This is a genomic window from Mesorhizobium sp. 1M-11 (genome assembly GCF_001303895.1).
Taxonomy (GTDB): Bacteria; Pseudomonadota; Alphaproteobacteria; order Rhizobiales; family Rhizobiaceae; genus Mesorhizobium.
This window is the reverse complement of the sequence record NZ_LJSD01000014.1, coordinates 26484-43086: the sequence shown is the minus strand read 5'-3', so window position 1 is coordinate 43086 and position 16603 is coordinate 26484. Positions and strand designations below refer to the sequence as shown.

Annotated in this window: 15 protein-coding genes; 9 read left to right on the top strand and 6 right to left on the bottom strand. The window is 63.6% G+C overall.

What is annotated here, in order from left to right:
- Positions 1-33 precede the first annotated feature (33 nt).
- Complete coding sequence (locus AO692_RS08455) at positions 34-1329, bottom strand: amidase (RefSeq protein ID WP_054309622.1); 1296 nt, start codon at positions 1327-1329, stop codon at positions 34-36.
- A 245-nt stretch (positions 1330-1574) separates the two neighbouring features.
- Here AO692_RS08455 and AO692_RS08450 point away from each other — a divergent pair, with 245 nt between their 5' ends.
- The 6 genes from AO692_RS08450 to AO692_RS08425 all read left to right on the top strand — a co-directional run bounded on the left by AO692_RS08450 (position 1575) and on the right by AO692_RS08425 (position 7142).
- Positions 1575-3185 (top strand): ABC transporter substrate-binding protein, encoded by a 1611-nt coding sequence (locus tag AO692_RS08450; protein ID WP_054309621.1) that lies wholly within the window; start codon positions 1575-1577, stop codon positions 3183-3185.
- 71 nt (positions 3186-3256) lie between these two features.
- Positions 3257-4243, top strand: a complete 987-nt coding sequence (locus AO692_RS08445) for an ABC transporter permease (protein WP_054309620.1) — start codon at positions 3257-3259, stop codon at positions 4241-4243.
- Positions 4240-5061, top strand: coding sequence for an ABC transporter permease (locus tag AO692_RS08440; protein ID WP_054309619.1), 822 nt, complete (start codon positions 4240-4242; stop codon positions 5059-5061). The genes AO692_RS08445 and AO692_RS08440 overlap by 4 nt, the downstream gene beginning before the upstream one ends.
- Entirely contained in the window at positions 5058-5858 is an 801-nt protein-coding gene (locus AO692_RS08435) for an ABC transporter ATP-binding protein (protein ID WP_054309618.1), read from the top strand. Before AO692_RS08440 ends, AO692_RS08435 begins: the two co-directional genes overlap by 4 nt.
- Positions 5851-6639 carry an ATP-binding cassette domain-containing protein gene (locus tag AO692_RS08430; RefSeq protein ID WP_054309736.1) on the top strand — a complete coding sequence of 263 codons (789 nt, stop codon included), beginning with the start codon at positions 5851-5853 and terminating at the stop codon, positions 6637-6639. The genes AO692_RS08435 and AO692_RS08430 overlap by 8 nt, the downstream gene beginning before the upstream one ends.
- Complete coding sequence (locus tag AO692_RS08425) at positions 6636-7142, top strand: L-2-amino-thiazoline-4-carboxylic acid hydrolase (RefSeq protein ID WP_054309617.1); 507 nt, start codon at positions 6636-6638, stop codon at positions 7140-7142. Before AO692_RS08430 ends, AO692_RS08425 begins: the two co-directional genes overlap by 4 nt.
- 6 nt (positions 7143-7148) lie before the next feature.
- On the opposite strand, the gene AO692_RS08420 is transcribed toward AO692_RS08425, so the two are convergent.
- The 5 genes from AO692_RS08420 to AO692_RS08400 all read right to left on the bottom strand — a co-directional run bounded on the left by AO692_RS08420 (position 7149) and on the right by AO692_RS08400 (position 13704).
- A complete protein-coding gene (locus AO692_RS08420) occupies positions 7149-8786 on the bottom strand; it encodes an AMP-binding protein (protein ID WP_054309616.1) in 1638 nt (545 codons plus the stop codon).
- A gap of 89 nt (positions 8787-8875) precedes the next feature.
- Positions 8876-9469: a 2'-5' RNA ligase family protein gene (locus AO692_RS08415; protein ID WP_054309615.1), complete on the bottom strand. Its 594-nt coding sequence runs from the start codon at positions 9467-9469 to the stop codon at positions 8876-8878.
- A 98-nt stretch (positions 9470-9567) separates the two neighbouring features.
- Positions 9568-11055, bottom strand: coding sequence for an aldehyde dehydrogenase (locus AO692_RS08410; RefSeq protein ID WP_054309614.1), 1488 nt, complete (start codon positions 11053-11055; stop codon positions 9568-9570).
- Positions 11055-12245, bottom strand: a complete 1191-nt coding sequence (locus AO692_RS08405) for a cytochrome P450 (protein ID WP_054309613.1) — start codon at positions 12243-12245, stop codon at positions 11055-11057. The genes AO692_RS08410 and AO692_RS08405 overlap by 1 nt, the downstream gene beginning before the upstream one ends.
- Before the next feature lie 10 nt (positions 12246-12255).
- Positions 12256-13704 carry an APC family permease gene (locus AO692_RS08400; protein WP_054309735.1) on the bottom strand — a complete coding sequence of 483 codons (1449 nt, stop codon included), beginning with the start codon at positions 13702-13704 and terminating at the stop codon, positions 12256-12258.
- Between the two features lie 176 nt (positions 13705-13880).
- On the opposite strand from AO692_RS08400, the gene AO692_RS08395 reads away from it, so the two are divergent.
- From AO692_RS08395 to AO692_RS08385, 3 genes are read left to right on the top strand one after another with little or no spacing between them, the layout of a single operon-like run.
- Entirely contained in the window at positions 13881-14645 is a 765-nt protein-coding gene (locus AO692_RS08395) for an IclR family transcriptional regulator (RefSeq protein ID WP_054309612.1), read from the top strand.
- Between the two features lie 27 nt (positions 14646-14672).
- A complete protein-coding gene (locus tag AO692_RS08390) occupies positions 14673-15944 on the top strand; it encodes a Tm-1-like ATP-binding domain-containing protein (RefSeq protein ID WP_054309611.1) in 1272 nt (423 codons plus the stop codon).
- A complete protein-coding gene (locus AO692_RS08385) occupies positions 15941-16597 on the top strand; it encodes an HAD-IA family hydrolase (RefSeq protein WP_054309610.1) in 657 nt (218 codons plus the stop codon). Before AO692_RS08390 ends, AO692_RS08385 begins: the two co-directional genes overlap by 4 nt.
- The last annotated feature ends 6 nt before the right edge of the window (positions 16598-16603 follow it).

Below are 16603 nucleotides of genomic sequence, written 5' to 3'. Positions count from 1 at the left end.
CTTCCGCTCTATCGCCTGCCTTACAGAGTCGGTTCAGGCCTTGAGCAAGGATTCGACTGAACTCGCGATCGCCAGCAGGCGACGGTCATGGCCATTGCGACCGACCAGCATCAGGCCGGATGGCAGCGCGGTGCCGGGCATCGGCAGCGAGATCGCGCACTGGTCGAAATAGTTGAACACCTCGGTGTTGCGCAGCAGCAGCCCTTCCATGCGGTCGTCGAACTTCGGATCGGCCATCACCGAATCGATCAGCGGGGCCACGACCGGCACGGTCGGCAGCGCCAGCACGTCGAAATCCGCCAGCCTGCGACCCATCTCGACGACATGCTCGGCGCGGCTGCGCATGGTGCGGATGTAGATCGGAACCGGCGCCTTGGCGTAACGGGCCAAAGGCACGCTGACATGCGGATCGACCGCCACGTCCGTGCCAGCCTCCAGCCAGTCGGCATGAATGGCGGCACCTTCCATGCCCGCAATCGAGCCATATTGCGTGGCCTCATTCATCGCATCGACCAAGTCGTCGATGGCGATGTCGAAAAGGCGCGCGCCGGATCGCTCCAGCTTGCGGATCGCGTCCTCGAAGGCGCGCGCGATCGGCTCTTCGGTGTCGCTGAACAGATAGCCGCGCGGAATGCCGACGCGCAGGCCATCGAGTCGCGCCGGCACGAGTGGCCCGGGTTCCTCGCCGGCCAAGACAGCATCGGTGGCAGCGCATTCGGCAACGGTGCGTGCCAGAGGGCCAAGAGAATCCAGTGCGAAGGAAAGCGGAAAGGCGCCATCCAAAGGCACGCGCCGCGCGGTTGGCTTGAAGCCGACAACGCCGTTCAGCGCTGCCGGGATACGGATCGACCCGCCGGTGTCCGAACCGATCGAAATGGCGCTGGTGCCTTCGGCCACCGACACGCCGGCGCCGGAAGAGGATCCTCCCGGCACACGCCTGGCATCGGCGCCATTGCCCGGCGTGCCGTAGTGCGGATTGAGGCCGAGCGCGGTGAAAGCGAATTCGGTCATGTTGGTTTTGCCGATGATGACGGCACCGGCCTGACGCAGGCGTTGCACCACCGGCGCGTCTTTCCGCGCTGCTGCGGCGGTGCGGCGAAGCAATGAACCGGCCAGCGTCGGCTCACCACCAACATCGAGCAGATCCTTGATCGAGACGATCTCGCCGTCGAGCGGTCCCAAGGTTATACCGGCCTGCCGCCGCGCATCGGCGGCATCGGCAGCAGCGCGGGCCGCGTCGGGATAGAGCCTGGTGAACACCTTTTCATCGGCTGCCCGCTCCGCAAGGCGCGAAAGAACAGCTTCAAGACGATCGCGCGCTGAGGACATCGGCATCTCACCTGGCGTTGATGTTCGGACTCCCCTGCTGTCTCACGCGCACCACTAAACCGCAACGCCTTTGGCTTGCACCGCGGCTGGTCCAGCGAATGGAAATTTCAACGCCAGGCCCTTTCGCGCCAAATCCTTCTCTGGCGAAACGGCCGACAAAGGTCATAATCCGCACCGGTGGAACAGGCGGCCAAGCCTGTCCGGAATTGTCAGCCCCGCCTGGCGGGTCATTTGGGGGTTCAGTCATGTCGGATTTCAGCCTCACCAGACGCTCGGTGCTCTCAGGGGCTGCATTGTTGCTCGCCTCGACCGCCCTTCCAACCATCGGCCGGGCGCAGGAGCCGCAGAAGGGTGGACGCTTGACGGTTGCGGCCGATTCCGAGCCGCGCAACCTGAACCCGGCAATCGTCGCATCCAACGGCGTCTTCTTTATCTCCTCCAAGATCGTCGAACCGCTCGCCGAAGCCGACTATGAAGGCAAGGATGGGCTCAGCCCCCGCCTGGCCGTCAGCTGGGAAGGTTCGGAAGACGGCAAGTCCGTCACCTTCAAATTGCGCGAAGGCGTGACCTGGCATGACGGCAAGCCATTCACCTCGGCCGATGTCGCCTTCTCGGCCCTGCAGATCTGGAAGCCGCTGCAGAACCTCGGCCGCGTCGTCTTCAAGGATCTCGAGGCGATCGAGACACCGGACGAACACACCGCTGTCTTCAAGTTTGCCAAGCCGACGCCATTCCAGTTGATCCGCAACGCATTGCCGGCGCTGACCAGCGTCGTGCCCAAGCACGTCTATGAAAACGGAAAGATCGAGGAAAACCCGGCCAACACCGCGCCCATCGGCACCGGTCCGTTCAAGTTCGCCGAACACAAGGCAGGCCAATATTACCGGCTGGAGAAGAACGCGGCCTATTGGGGCAAGAGCGAGCCCAATCTCGATGAGATCGTCTACCAGGTGCTGCCGGATCGCTCCGCAGCCGCCAACGCGCTGGAAGCCGAGGAGATCCAGCTCGCTGCCTTTTCGGCTGTGCCGTTGGCTGACCTCGATCGCATCTCCAAGGTTCCGGGCCTGAAGGTCGTCACCAAAGGCTATGAAGGCCTCACCTATCAGCTCGTCGTGGAAATCAACCACCGCCGCAAGGAACTGGCCGACGTGAAGGTGCGGCAGGCGATCGCCCATGCCATCGACAGGGACTTCGTCGTCAAGACGATCTTCCTCGGCTACGCCGAGACAGCCACCGGGCCGGTGCCGAAGAACGACAAGCAGTTCTATACTCCCGACGTGCCGGCCTATGCCTTCGATGTCGCCAAGGCCAACGCCTTGCTCGATGAGGCCGGCTACAAGCCCGGCGCCGACGGCAAACGCTTCAAGCTCAAACTGCTGCCGGCCCCCTATTTCAACGAAACCAAGCAGTTCGGCGACTATCTGCGCCAGGCGCTCGCAGCCATCGGCATCGATGCCGAGCTCGTCAACAACGACTCCGCCGCGCACATGAAGGCGGTTTATACCGACCACGCCTTCGATCTGGCGGTCGGCCCGCCCGTGTTCCGTGGCGACCCCGCGATCTCCACCACCATCTTGGCACAGAGCGGCATTCCCGATGGTGTGCCCTTCTCCAACCAGGGCGGCTACAAGAATGCCGACATCGACGCCATCATCGCCAAGGCGGCCGAAACGCTGGATGCCAAGGCGCGTACCGACCTCTACAAGGAGTTCCAGAAAAAGGTTGTCGAAGACCTGCCCTTCATCAACGTCGCCGACTGGACCTTCATTTCGGTTGCCAGCGACAAGGTGGGCAACATCGCCGACAATCCGCGCTGGGCCGTGTCCAACTGGTCGGACACCTGGCTGGCGCAGTAATCCGGATCGGTGCTTGAGGTCGGCCGCCGCCAGCGGCTAAGTTGGCGGCTCCGGCCTCGAAGTTTGTACTCATGTCACGTGCCTTCCTCCTCTTGCGCCGGCGCCTTGTCGGCTCCGTCTTCGTGCTTCTGATCGTCGTTGTCGGCACGTTCCTCCTGCTCGAGGCGGCTCCCGGCGATGCGGTCGACGCCTATCTTGTTTCGACCGGCGGCGATGCCGGCCTTGTGGAGGCAATGCGGCAAAGCTGGGGTCTCGACCAGTCCGCCGCGACGCGGCTGGCCAACTACCTGTGGGCGCTGCTGCATCTCGATCTCGGGCAGTCGGTTGCCTTCTCGCGGCCGATCCGTGACGTCATCCTGGAGCGCCTGCCGGTTACGCTCATCCTGATGGGCGCTTCGACCGCACTGTCCTTCGGTCTTGGCTCGGCGCTGGGCATCTATGCCGGAGCAAGACCCGGCAGCTTGCGCGACCGTTTCCTGTCGACGGCGTCGCTGGCGCTCTATGCGGTTCCCGGTTTCTGGCTGGCGCTCGTTCTCGTCATCGTCTTCGCCGTCGACCTGCGCTGGTTCCCGATCTCCGGCTTCGAGACGATCGCGTCCGGCAAGACCGGCTTCGCCCGGGCCGCCGACATCGCCCACCATCTCGTCTTGCCCGTGACCTCCCTCGGCGTGATCTATCTGGCGCTGTATCTGAGGATGATGCGTGCCGGCATGGCCGAGGTCTGGCGGCTGGATTTCATACGTGCCGCCCGCGCCAAAGGGCTCAGCCGCCGGCGCATCGTGCTGGCCCATGTCGCGCGCAACGCGCTGTTGCCGCTTGTCACCATGCTCGGCCTGCAATCCGCGCAGATGCTGGGTGGCAGCGTCGTCATCGAAAGCATCTTCTCGGTACCCGGCCTCGGCAGGCTGGCGCAGGAAGCCGTGGCACTGCGCGACACGCCGCTCCTGCTCGGCATCATTCTGGTCAGTGCCGTTCTGGTCATTCTCATCAACCTTCTGGTCGATATCGCCTATGCTTTCCTCGACCCACGTGTCGGCGCCAGCGAGGCCGGCGCATGAGGCGGCTGGCATCCGCACCGGAAGCGCTGGTCGGGCTCGGCATTCTGGCCGCACTGACGGTCATGGCGCTGGCAGCCTCGATGCTTTTCCCGGGCGATCCGCTCGCCATCAAGGGAGCTCCCCTGCTGCCGCCGTTCCAGGATTGGTCGCTGCCGCTCGGCACTGACCGCCTCGGCCGTGACGTGCTGGCCGAACTCTTCCATGGTGCGCGCGCATCATTGGCCGTAGGGCTTGCCGCAGCAGCGGCAGCGATCGCCGTCGGCGCGGTGGTCGGCACATTGGCAGGCTTTGCCGGCGGCATTGTCGATGAGGCACTGATGCGCATCACCGATGCCTTCCAGACCGTGCCGTCCTTCCTGCTGGCACTGGCTTTCGTCAGCGTCGTCGGCCCGTCGCTGACCGTCGTGGTGATCGCCATCGCCCTCTCTGCATGGACCGGGCCGGCCCGCGTCGCACGTGCGGAAGTACTCTCGATCCGCGAACGCGATTTCGTTGCCGGCGCGAGGGTCATCGGCATGCATCCGCTGGAGATCGCCTTGCGCGAAGTGCTGCCCAACGCCTTGCCGCCGGTGCTCGCACTTTCCTCCGTCATCGTCGCATCCGCGATCCTGATCGAGGCCGCACTTTCCTTCCTCGGGCTCGGCGATCCCAACCGCGTCACCTGGGGCGGCATGATCGCGGAGGGTCGTACGGTTCTGCGTTCGGCACCGTTCCTCTCGATCGTGCCCGGCATAGCGCTGGTGCTGACCGTGCTTGGCGTCTATCTCGCCGGCGAAGGCGTGGTCGAGGGTACCGCCGTCAGGAAGGGCCTGTCGTGACCGGCCCTCTCGTCTCGATCCGCAACCTGTCGGTCTCCTATCGGCGCGACGCGTCGTCGCCTTCGCTCGGCAACATCGATCTCGACATCGCCGCCGGCGAGCGGCTGGCGATCATCGGCGAAAGCGGTTCCGGCAAGAGCACGCTGGCGCTTGCCATCGCCGGGCTGTTGCCACCGACCACAGCGGTGAATGGCGCAATCCTGTGGTCGGGACAGCCGCAACTGCCACGCGGTGGCCGGGACATCGGCTTCGTCTTCCAGGATGCTTCAGCAAGCCTCGACCCGGTGATGGCTGTCGGCCGGCAGATCGCGGAGGTCGCCCACACACATCTCGGGCTCGGTTGGCCACAGGCGCAAAGCCGTGCGCTCGATCTGTTGCGGCGCGTCAGGCTGCCAGAGCCCGAGACCGCGCTGCACGCCTATCCGCACCAGCTGTCTGGCGGACAAAGGCAGCGAGTGGCGATTGCCGCCGCCATCGCCGCCGGGCCGAGATTGCTGATTGCCGACGAAGCAACCAGCGCCCTCGATACCATCGTGCAGGCCGACATCGTCGCGCTGATCAGGCAGTTGGTGGCCGAGGATGGGATGGCGCTGCTGTTCGTCAGCCACGATATCGCGCTTGCCGCCGAACTGGCCGACCGCATCGCTGTCTTCCGCAGCGGCGAGATGGTCGAACTGGGCACCGCCGACGCAGTGATCCAGACACCGCAGCATGCCTATACAAAGAAGCTGCTGGACGCCCATATCGGACTGGACGCCGCGCCGATGATCGCAGCAACAGGGCATGGCCATGTCTGATCCGCTGCTTGCCGTCTCCGGACTGACCAAGCGCTTCCGCCGCAGCGGAACAACAGTCATTGCAGCCGACAACATTTCCCTTTCGATTTCTGGCGGCGAAACGCTGGCGCTCGCCGGTCCTTCGGGCTCCGGCAAATCCACCATAGCCCGCCTGATCCTGCGGCTGATCGAACCCGATGCCGGCCGCGTGGATTTCGACGGCGGGGATTTCCTCGCCCTGCACGGCGCGGCGCTGCGCGCCAAGCGGGCTCGGTTACAGATGGTGTTCCAGGATCCGCTTGCCGCGCTCAACCCGCGCGCCACGGTCGCACGTGTTCTGGATGATCCGCTGCGCATCCACGGACTTGCCAGCCGCGGCGAGCGCCCGGATCGTATTGCGACCCTCCTCGAACGCGTCGGCCTGTCACCGGATCTCGCCGGTCGTCACCTTCACGAGATTTCCGGCGGCCAGCGACAGCGTGTGGCGATCGCCCGCGCCATCGCCACGAAGCCGTCGCTGATCGTGCTGGATGAGGCCGTTTCGGCGCTCGACGTCTCGGTGCGCGGCCAGATCCTCGAGCTGCTGCTCGATCTGCAACGCACGGAACGCATCGCCTACCTGTTCGTTTCGCACGACCTTGGCGTCGTGCGTGCCTTCGCGCATCGCGTCATCCTTCTCGAGGGTGGTCGTATCGCTGAGCAAGGCGATGCCCGCGCCGTCATCGACAACCCGCAATCGACCATCGGCAAGGCGTTGGTTGCAGCCGTGCCCAGACTGACAAGAACACAGGACCGATCATGACAGACCCACAGGCACGCGCGGAAAAGCTTGCCCGCGAACTCGATTCCGCCTTCCGCAACCGCGCCGATCTCTACCGGCTCATGCTGGACGAACTGACGGCGGAACTGGGTGCGGAGCAGGCCGAAGCGGTCATGGTGCGCGCCATCGAAAAACGCGGCCAGGAGGTTGCGACGGCTGCCTTCGGCAAGTTCGGGCCAAACGACGCGCGCGCCATCGGCGAGGCGTTCCTGTCCGTCAGTCCAGATGACGGGCGCATGTATCCGACCGATGTCGAGCGGGCATCGGATCGCATCGCTTTCAAGGTGAAGCGTTGCCCGCTCAAGGACGCCTGGGTCGAAGCCGGTGTCGGCGATGAACAGCTCACCACGCTCTGCCGCATTGCAGGCGCTTTCGACCGCGGCCTGTTCGAGGCCACCGGCGTGCGCTTCGACAATGTCACCTGGTCTCCCGGCCACGGCAGCGGCTGCTGCCACATCGCGCTCACCGATCGAGACGCGGCCTGAGGGGGACTATTCCTTGCTGGCCTGCCTGAGCTCCACCCGCCGGATCTTGCCGGAAATTGTCTTGGGCAGCGCATCGACGAATTCGATCTCGCGCGGATATTTGTAGGGCGCGGTCAGGTTGCGGCAGAATTCCTGGATATCGCGCGCAAGCTCGTCCGACGCCGTAAACCCTTTCGCCAGGATGACATAGGCCTTGACGATCTGGCCGCGTGTCGGGTCGGGCTTACCGATGACCGCGCTTTCGGCGACCGCCTTGTGCTCGATCAGCGCGCTCTCCACCTCGAACGGGCTGATGCGATAACCGGCGGATGAGATCAGGTCATCGGAACGACCGACGAACCAGAGATAGCCGTCCTTGTCGCGGCGGGCGGTATCGCCCGTATAATACCAGCCATTGCGGAATGAGCCGGTGTCCAGCGCCTTGCCGGTGTAGTAGCCGTGGAACAGGCCGCCCGGGTGCGGATCGGTGACCCTGACCGCGATATGGCCGACTTCCTCGTCGGGCAGACGCTTGCCATCGTCATCGACGACGTCGACATCGTAACCCGGCACCGGTTTGCCCATCGAGCCGAACCGAACTTCCTCGCCGGGGAAATTGGCGACGATGTTGATGGTCTCGGTCTGGCCGTAACCATCGGCGATGGTCGTGCCGGTCGCTTCCTTCCAGATGCGCATCACCTCCGGATTGAGCGGCTCGCCCGCGCCCAGCGAACGGCGCAGGCTGGAAAGATCGTAGCGTTTCAAATCCTGTTGCGCGAACAGGCGGTAAACGGTGGGCGGCGCGCAGAAGGTCGAGACCTTGAGCTTCCCGATCAGCTTCAGATGCATGTCGGCATCGAAGGCGCCGTCGCCATTGTAGAGCACTGCCGGCGTGCCGAGCATCAACTGTGGGAACAGGATACCCCAGGCAGCCTTCGCCCAGCCGGTATCGGTGAGCGACCAGTGCACGTCGCCGGGCCTGAGATCCATCCAGAACAGGCCGGTCGCCACGTGAGCCAGAGCATAGCCATGGTCGCGCGGCACCATCTTGGGCATTGAGGTGGTGCCGGAGGTGAAATAGGCCATCATCATGTCGGTGGCGCGGTTCGGTGGAAAATCCTTCCGATCCAGCTCCGGAGAAGCCTCGGCCAGCAATTTGTCGAACGACAGCCAGCCATCGCGTTCGCCGTCGACGACGATGAAGGTCTTCAGCGTCGGGCATTCGGCGCGGATGGCATCCACCTTGGCGCAGTGCTCGGAGGTGACGATGACCACCGTGGCCTTCGAATGGTTGACGCGATAGGCGATGTCATGCGCGGTCAGCAGGTTGGTGCCCGGCATCGAGACGACGCCCGCCTTCATGCAACCGAACAGCACGGTGTACCAGGCCGGCACACGGCCGATGACGACACAGGCAAAGTCGCCGGCGGCGACGCCCAGCGTGCGCAAGGCGTTGGCAAAGCGGTTCGAACTTTCCGAAAGCTGCGAATAGGCGATGCGCTGGATCGTCTCGCCATCGCGCGAGACGGCGATCACCGCCGTGCGGTCGTCCCGCTTCGCCCAATCGTCGATGACGTCGAAAGCGAAATTGAAATGCGCGGGTATTTCCAGGCGAAATTCCGCACGCGCCCTGGCATAGGTGCGGTCGACCGTCGAAAAATCCATCCTCTCCTCCGCGATGGCGATGCAACGTTCAGGTCGCATCACATAGCGCGGACGACCTTAGGAAGCCATCGAACCAAAGGCTATGCCTTTTAGTGCCACTTCGCCTGCGTCAGCCAGGATTCAAGAATGTTGTATTTTGTCAGTCCTCGCTCGCTGTGGACAAGCGAGAACCTTCGGACGGTGAAACGCAAGGGATCGATTTGCTGCGGGACGACCGACCGAGAACTGTAGAAAAGCGTGATATGCGGGTTGAAGCTTAGCGCCCCACGCAACCCGTTGGAGATGAGAGCAACACCGAGCCGACATTGGAGATCCATCAACGCCGTGCTTCCGCCCAAAAGCACTGTTGCTCGCCTGTCGGGTCGACCACCGGGAAACGTGACGATACGATCAAAGCAGACATCAAACGCCTCGGCGACAACGGCATTCGCGGCGCGTTTGGCCGCAAATACATATTTTTCGCGCAAACGTTTGTCGTCCCTGATGTGCTGGAGGGAGATGTGCAGGTGGTCCAGCGGACGCAATTTCGCCTGGATCCCGTTCGCCGTCTGTATCTCGGACGCAATCTCCAGCGCCTGACTGCCGACCGGCGCTTCAAGCAGCACCATCAAGATCAGTCGCTCCGGTTTCTTGGGCCGACGCGGAGCTTCTGACTGACCAAAATCGAAGGCAACTTGGGACATGCCTCGCCCAATTCGCAGGGTCGAAACATTCAGATTGGAACAAAACAGGAACAAACACAAGTGCGATTTCGAAAGACCGCGCTTGTGCCGCCAGCCCCCTACGCCAGCGAAATCCAGGCCGTTTTCAGGTCCGAATACTTGTCGAATGCGTGCAGCGACTTGTCCCGGCCGAAGCCTGACTGGCCGAAGCCTCCGAGCGGCACGGTCATGTCCGCACCGCCATAGGTGTTGACGTGCACCACGCCGGCGCCGATCGCCCGCACCATGCGATGCGCCCGGGAAAGATTGGAGGTCCACACCGCGGAGGCGAGTCCATAGACGGTGCCGTTGGCCAGCCGCACGGCTTCCGCCTCCTCCTCGAAGCGCTGTACAGCCAGGACCGGGCCGAACACCTCTTCGCGCGCCACGGTCATGCCGGGAGCGACACCGCCGAAGATCGTCGGCTCCATGTAGTAGCCGCCGGTTTCCTCGCGGATGCGACGGCCGCCAGAGACGAGCTGTGCGCCTTCGTCCAGCGCCGTCGCCACATGGCCGAGATCCTTCTTAAGCTGCTCCATGCTGCTCACCGCGCCGATGTCCGACTTGATGTCGAGCGGATCGCCGACCTTCATCCTGGTCGTTGCCGCCACCAGCTTTTCCACGAAGGCGTCATAGATCGAGGACTGGACAAGCAGCCGCGAGCCGGCGACGCAGACCTGGCCGGCATTGCGGAAGATGCCATGCGCGGAAACCTTAGCCGCGACATCGAGATCGGGCGCGTCGGCAAAGACGACATTGGGCGACTTACCACCAAGTTCCAGATGCACCCTCTTCAGGTTCGAACGCGCCGAATAGTCGAGCAAGCGACGCCCAACCCCGCCGGAGCCCGTGAAGACAAGCGCATCGACGTCCATATGCAGGCCAAGGGCCTCGCCCGTCACGCTACCGCGCCCGGTAACGACATTAAGAACGCCTTCCGGCAGGCCAGCTTCCGCCGCCAGTTCGCCGAGACGTAACAGGGTGAGGGACGCCACTTCGGCCGGCTTCAGCACCACGCTGTTGCCGGCGGCAAGTGCCGGCGCCACTTTCCAGGCGCCGATCATCATCGGGAAGTTCCACGGCACGATGGCGGCGACGACACCCAGCGGCTCGCGATGGATGAGGCCAAGCACGTCCGGCGCCGTCGGGGCGATCTCGCCATAGACCTTGTCGATGGCCTCGGCATAGTAGCGGAACGTGCCTGCCGCCGACAAAGGCTCGGCCTTGTAGGCCATGCCGATCTCGGTGCCGTTGTCGCGCACGCCGAGCACAGCCAGTTCGAGCGCATGCTTCTCGATCAAATCGGCCAGTTTCAGCAGCACTTTCTTGCGCGCGGCGGGCGCTGCACGCGACCAGCTTCCCTTCTCGAAGGCGGCGCGCGCGGCGGCCACTGCACGATCGACATCCGTTGTTCCCGCATCGGCAATCGAAGTCAATGTCGTGCCGTCGATCGGCGAGATGACGGGAAGCATTTCCCCATCCCGGCTGTCGGCGAACGCGCCTCCGATGAAAAGCTTTTGTGCTGCGACAGGTTTCTGCCGCAGCGCGTCGATCGTGGCCTGGTCCATCAGGTCTTTTCTCCGAATGTCACATGAAGCGCGGTCGGCGCGCGGAACTCCCAACCCCGGAACATAGGGGTTTCACCATTCGCCAGTCGCATATTGGGGAACCGCGCCAGCAGCAAGGCTACCGCCAGGCACATCTGCTCGCGTGCGAAGAAGCGGCCCGAACAGAAGTGATGACCGAAGCCGAAAGCTGCATGGCTGCCATGGTTGCGATGGATGTCGAACCGGTCTGGATCGGGAAACCGGCTTTCGTCACGGTTTGCCGACGAGACCAGCGCGGCAACCGGCGCACCGGCCGGTATCGTAGCGCCGCCGAGCTCGACGGCGCGCGTGGTCTGTTTTGTCTGCGTGCCGATCGGGGCAATCCAGCGCAGGCCTTCGTCGACGGCCTTCGGCACCAGTCCCTCAGGATCGGCCAGTACGGCTCGCATCTGCTCGGGATGTGTCAAGAGGCCGGCAAGGACCGAACCGGCGCCATGACCCGGCTCCTGCATGCCGCCCAAAAGGATGACCTTGATGGTCGGCAGCAGAAACTCGATCGACCGCGTCTGTCCGGCCGGCATGCCGTCATGCAACATATGCGAAAATGCCGAGCCGTCCGGTTCGCGCGCCAACCGCTCCAGCGTTGGCCGCACAGCTTCGCTCACCTCAACGCTGACGGCGTCGGCGATCTCGTCCCGCTTCGGGTCGTTCTCGAAATTGATGGCGCCTTGCGCCAATCCATAGAACCAGCGCCTCAGTGTCGGGACATCGACCTCGTAAAGTCCCATGGAATGAGCAAGCGCCAGAGTCGAGACAGGCTCGAAATACTCAGCCATCAACTCGGCCGAACTCCGCCTGGCCAGTTCATCCAGAAGGGGTTCGGCGATGCCACGCACCAGGTCGCCGGCATAGCCGGCGACGGTCCGAGGGCGATACTTGGGATCGACGCCGGTGCGAAGCTCCCTGTGAACCTCCCCATCGGTGGTGAGGATGGTTGGCTTGCCGAAGGAGCGCTCCACCGGCGAGGTGCCAACCACATTCGAGAAGATGTCCGGCGTCTTGCCAACCGTCTCGACATCCTTCCAGCGCGTGACGAACCAGAGATCGACAGCCGGAACATAGGCCACAGGTGCGGTACGCCTGAGTTCGGCATAGATCGGATAGGGATCGGCTTCGAGAGCCTCGACGGTTATGCTGTCCGCATAGGTCATGGCACCGACCCTACCCTTTCACCTCGTCGCCGAGCTGGGCGAAGGCTGCCGGGTTCTTGCTCTTGAGGGCAAGGGCCAGCACCAGGCCGAGCACTGCCGCGATCAGAACCAGGGAAGGCAGGAACCAGGACAGTGTGCCCGATGCGCCCGACAGGCTGCCGAAATTCCCCACGATCTGGAAGATGATATAGGCAAGAACCAAGCCGGCAATGACCGGCGCGACCTTGGCCTTCAGCACGTTGCTTTCCAGCGAGGGATTGCGGCTGAAGAAGGCAAGCACTGAGAACGACGTCAGCGCCATCAGGGTGATGATGCCCAGCGTGCCGACATTGGTGAGCCAGGAAAACAGCGCCAGCACGGGGTCCTGACCGGTGACGGCGAACAGGCCGATCACCAGGAATGCGATTGCCGTCTGGACCAACGAACCGACATGCGGGCTCTTGAATACCGGATGCGTGACACCCAGCCCTTCAGGCAACAACTTCTCGCGGCCGGCGACATAGAAGTAGCGGGCGACGCCGTTGTGGAAGGCGACCACACCGGCGAACAGGCTGGACACGAACAGGATGCTCATCAGTTGCGTCACCGCAGTGCCGACATAACGGTCGGACAGCGTGAACAGGAAGGTCGTCGGATCCTGAAGGGCCTGCAATGAAGGCACCAGCTTGTCGATACCCGCGCCATTCGCCATCAGCCAGGATGTGAACATGTAGAACACGCCGATGACCAGGATCGAAATGTATGTGGCACGCGGCACGGTGCGATGCGGCTCGCGCGCTTCCTCGGAATAGATCGTGGTGGCCTCGACACCGATGAAGGCGGCGAAGCAGAAAAGCAGACCAATGGCCGGCGCGCCGCTCAGAATCTGCGTCGGCGTGAACGGCGCCATGCTGAGGCCGGAATCGCCTCCCTTGAACAGGATGGCGAGATCGACCACCAGCACCACGAGATACTCAAGCAGCACCAGAACGGTGAGGATTTTGGCCGACAGGTCGACCCGGCGATAGCCGAGTACGCCGACCAGGGCGACGCCGATGAAGCACCAAAGCCACCATGGCAGGTTGATGCCCCAGCCGGCGAACAGACCCGAGGTGGCGGCGCCGAACAGGCCGAAGACGCCGATCTGCATGGCATTGTAGGACAAGATGGCGATGAGCGCCGCGGCACCGCCCAGCGCACCGCCGAGGCCCTTGGCCGTATAGGCGTAAAAGGCGCCGGCATTGGCGACGTGCCGGGCCATCGCGACATAGCCGACCGCGAAGATCAAAAGCACGGCGGTGACGATCAGGAAGGTGCCGGGAATGCCGGCACCATTGCCCATCAGCATGGAAAGCGGCACGCCGCCTGCGACCGCTGTCAGCGGTGCCGCGGCTGAAACCACCAGAAACGTTACGGCGCCGACGCCAAGGCTGTTCTTTCTCAGCCGATTGGCTTCTCCGGATTCCACTACGGTTGTCATGAATTCCTCCTCCTTCCCCGCCAGGCGGGGCCACAAGCCCATTTGAAATGCCGGATAGCCGAACGGCCTGTTTTCGTTTCATTATTTAAAACGACATTTCGAATATAGACTTGCAAAGATGCTCTGCACCTGTCAAGTTAATTCGCGCGTTAAGTATCTGGAGGAGAGACAAACGCATGAGCACGGTGGCCAAGGCCGTGTCCCTGCTGGAGGTGCTGGGACAAGGCGAGCCGGAAAGGACGCTGGCGGATCTCGCCCGGTCGGCCGATTTCGACAAGGCGACGACCCGACGCCTGCTTCTGGCGTTGATGGACCAGGGGCTGGTCGAGCAGGATGGCGGCAGCCGCCTTTACCGGCTGGGCATTGGCGTGGCACGGCTGGCGTTGATGCGCGAAGCGCAGTTTCCTTTTCTCAGGACAGCGGTCCCGCTCGCCGAGGCATTGGCCGCCAAAACCGGCGAGACCGTACACTTCTCCGAACATTCAAGCCGCGGGCTGATCTCTGTCCATGTGGTGGAATCGAGCAAAGCCAACCGCGTTGCCGTGCCGATTGGCGAAACCCTGCCCCTGCACGCCACGGCCTCGGGCATCGCTTTCATGGCTTTTGCCGACCGCCGCATCATGGAAGCGGCGTTGGGCGCCAGGCTGGCATCCTACACACCGCACACGGTCACCAATCCGGCGGCGATCAGGGATCTGGTCTCAGCCGCCCGTGCGAGAGGTTATTCCATCGGCGCACAAGGCTATGAAGACGGCGTCTTTTCCGTCGCGGCGCCCATCCTGGGTTCGCGCGGCACCGCGGTCGGCGCGCTTGCGATCGCGGCACCACGTGCCCGCATCGAACCCGCCGACACTGAGTCCCTGGGGACTGCTGTCGTCGAAACCGCCTTCCAGATCAGCGAGCGCCTGACCGGCCGTCGCGCCAAGATAGCCAACGAATAGAACCAAAAAATCACCAGAGCGGAACGGATGACCAAAATCCCGAAGATTCTTCTATGCGGCACCGGCGACACCAAGGCCGACGAACTGCTTTACATGGCCGGACGCATCCGCAGCGCAGGTGGCGAGCCCATCATGCTCGACGTCAGCGTGCTCGGCGACCCGCCCTACCGCCCCGAATATGACAAGCACGCCGTGGCCTCCGCGATCGGCACCACCATCGAGGCGATCGCGCAGTCCGGCGACGAGAACAGTGCCATGGAACTGATGGCGCGAGGCGCCTCCGTCCTCGTCCGCGAGCTCGAAGCTGGCGGCAAGATCGATGCCTTCATAGCCATCGGCGGCACGATGGGCACCGACCTGGCACTCGACATCGCGCTCGCGCTGCCGATCGGCGTGCCGAAATTCATCGTCTCCACCATCGCCTACTCCCATCTGATCCCGCCCGAGCGGATCGCTCCGGATCTGATGATGATCCTGTGGGCCGGCGGTCTCTATGGCCTCAACGACACCTGCAAGGCCGTGCTCTCCCAGGCATCCGGCGCCGTTGTCGGCGCCGCGATCACGACGGCAAAACCGCGCCCGAACCTGCCGACCGTGGCAATTTCGTCGCTCGGGACGAGCTGCCTTTCCTACATGAAGACGCTGCGGCCTGAGCTCGAGAAACGTGGCTACGAAGTCGTCATCTTCCACACCACCGGCATGGGCGGGCGTGCTCTTGAATCGCTCGCAGCCGACAACCGCTTCGTCGCGGTTCTGGATTTCAGCCTGCAGGAAGTCGCCAATCATTTGAACGGCAGCGTCGTCTCTTCCGGCGTCGACCGTCTGGAAAATGCCGGCCGCGCCGGTATCCCGCAGATCGTTGCCCCGGGAGCAGTCGACATGGTCGACTTCCCGACCTGGAAGCCGGTTCCGGACGGGCTGTCAGATCGTCCTTATCACGCCCACAATCGTCTGCTCGCCTCAGTCACGACAGGAAAAACCGGCCGCCGCCGTGTCGCCCGGGCAATTTCGGAAAAGCTTGCCTTGGCTTCCGGCCCCGTCGCTTTCATCCTGCCGGCAGGCGGCGTCGAACAATGGGATCAGGAAGGTGAGCCACTCTACGAACCAGACGCGCTTGCAGCCTTTTCCGACGAGATACGCAGCGTCATCAAGACGCCTGTCGAGCTCCACGAGATCGAAGGCCACATCAACAGCACCGAGTTCACCACCACGGCTCTGGCGATCTTCGATCGTTGGGTGGCGAACGGCGTGATCGCTCCGGGCCTTCGCCGGGAGCGGGCCCAGGGGCAAGCATCATGAATGCCCCCAAAGCCCTGGTGTTGGATTTCGGCGGCGTCGTCACCAGGACGCTGTTCGAAACGCACCAACTCACCGAGAAGGCTCTCGGCCTCAAGCCCGGTACACTGACCTGGCAAGGACCGTTCGACCTGGCGTCCGACCCACTCTGGCGCTCCATGCAGGCAGACCAGATCAGCGAACGCGACTACTGGAAAACCCGCACCCGCGAGGTCGGCCGGCTCGTCGGCGAGGACTGGGATGCGATGGAGACCTTCGTGCGCCGTGCCCGCGGCGCCGATCCCGAAGCCGTCGTGCGGCCGGAAGCCGATCGCGCCATCCGCAAGGCCCATGCCTCTGGCGTGAGGCTTGCGGTGCTCTCAAACGAACTCGACCTGTTCTACGGCGCCGATTTCCGTGGCCGGCTGCCGCTGCTTTCTCTCTTCGAGACGATCGTCGATGCCACCTACACGAAGATCCTGAAACCGGACCTTCGCGCCTACCGGTCCGTTGCCGATGCACTTGGCCTGCCGACCAGTGCCTGCGTGTTTGTCGACGACCAGAAACGCAACATCGATGGTGCGACCGCCGCCGGCATGCTGCCCGTTCATTTCGATGTGGCCAGCCCGGCCCGATCTTACGCCGAAGCGCTCGGCCATTTCGACCTCACTCTTTAAGAATTG

What these genes read in the sequence shown, in the direction of transcription:
- AO692_RS08450 (WP_054309621.1), top strand. Translation starts at nt 1,575, where the DNA reads ATGTCGGATTTCAGCCTCACCAGACGCTCGGTGCTCTCAGGGGCTGCA.
- AO692_RS08445 (WP_054309620.1), top strand. Translation starts at nt 3,257, where the DNA reads ATGTCACGTGCCTTCCTCCTCTTGCGCCGGCGCCTTGTCGGCTCCGTC.
- AO692_RS08405 (WP_054309613.1), bottom strand. Translation starts at nt 12,245, where the DNA reads ATGACCTATGCGGACAGCATAACCGTCGAGGCTCTCGAAGCCGATCCC.
- AO692_RS08420 (WP_054309616.1), bottom strand. Translation starts at nt 8,786, where the DNA reads ATGGATTTTTCGACGGTCGACCGCACCTATGCCAGGGCGCGTGCGGAA.
- AO692_RS08390 (WP_054309611.1), top strand. Translation starts at nt 14,673, where the DNA reads ATGACCAAAATCCCGAAGATTCTTCTATGCGGCACCGGCGACACCAAG.
- AO692_RS08385 (WP_054309610.1), top strand. Translation starts at nt 15,941, where the DNA reads ATGAATGCCCCCAAAGCCCTGGTGTTGGATTTCGGCGGCGTCGTCACC.
- AO692_RS08425 (WP_054309617.1), top strand. Translation starts at nt 6,636, where the DNA reads ATGACAGACCCACAGGCACGCGCGGAAAAGCTTGCCCGCGAACTCGAT.
- AO692_RS08415 (WP_054309615.1), bottom strand. Translation starts at nt 9,469, where the DNA reads ATGTCCCAAGTTGCCTTCGATTTTGGTCAGTCAGAAGCTCCGCGTCGG.
- AO692_RS08440 (WP_054309619.1), top strand. Translation starts at nt 4,240, where the DNA reads ATGAGGCGGCTGGCATCCGCACCGGAAGCGCTGGTCGGGCTCGGCATT.
- AO692_RS08400 (WP_054309735.1), bottom strand. Translation starts at nt 13,704, where the DNA reads ATGACAACCGTAGTGGAATCCGGAGAAGCCAATCGGCTGAGAAAGAAC.
- AO692_RS08410 (WP_054309614.1), bottom strand. Translation starts at nt 11,055, where the DNA reads ATGGACCAGGCCACGATCGACGCGCTGCGGCAGAAACCTGTCGCAGCA.
- AO692_RS08395 (WP_054309612.1), top strand. Translation starts at nt 13,881, where the DNA reads ATGAGCACGGTGGCCAAGGCCGTGTCCCTGCTGGAGGTGCTGGGACAA.
- AO692_RS08430 (WP_054309736.1), top strand. Translation starts at nt 5,851, where the DNA reads ATGTCTGATCCGCTGCTTGCCGTCTCCGGACTGACCAAGCGCTTCCGC.
- AO692_RS08455 (WP_054309622.1), bottom strand. Translation starts at nt 1,329, where the DNA reads ATGTCCTCAGCGCGCGATCGTCTTGAAGCTGTTCTTTCGCGCCTTGCG.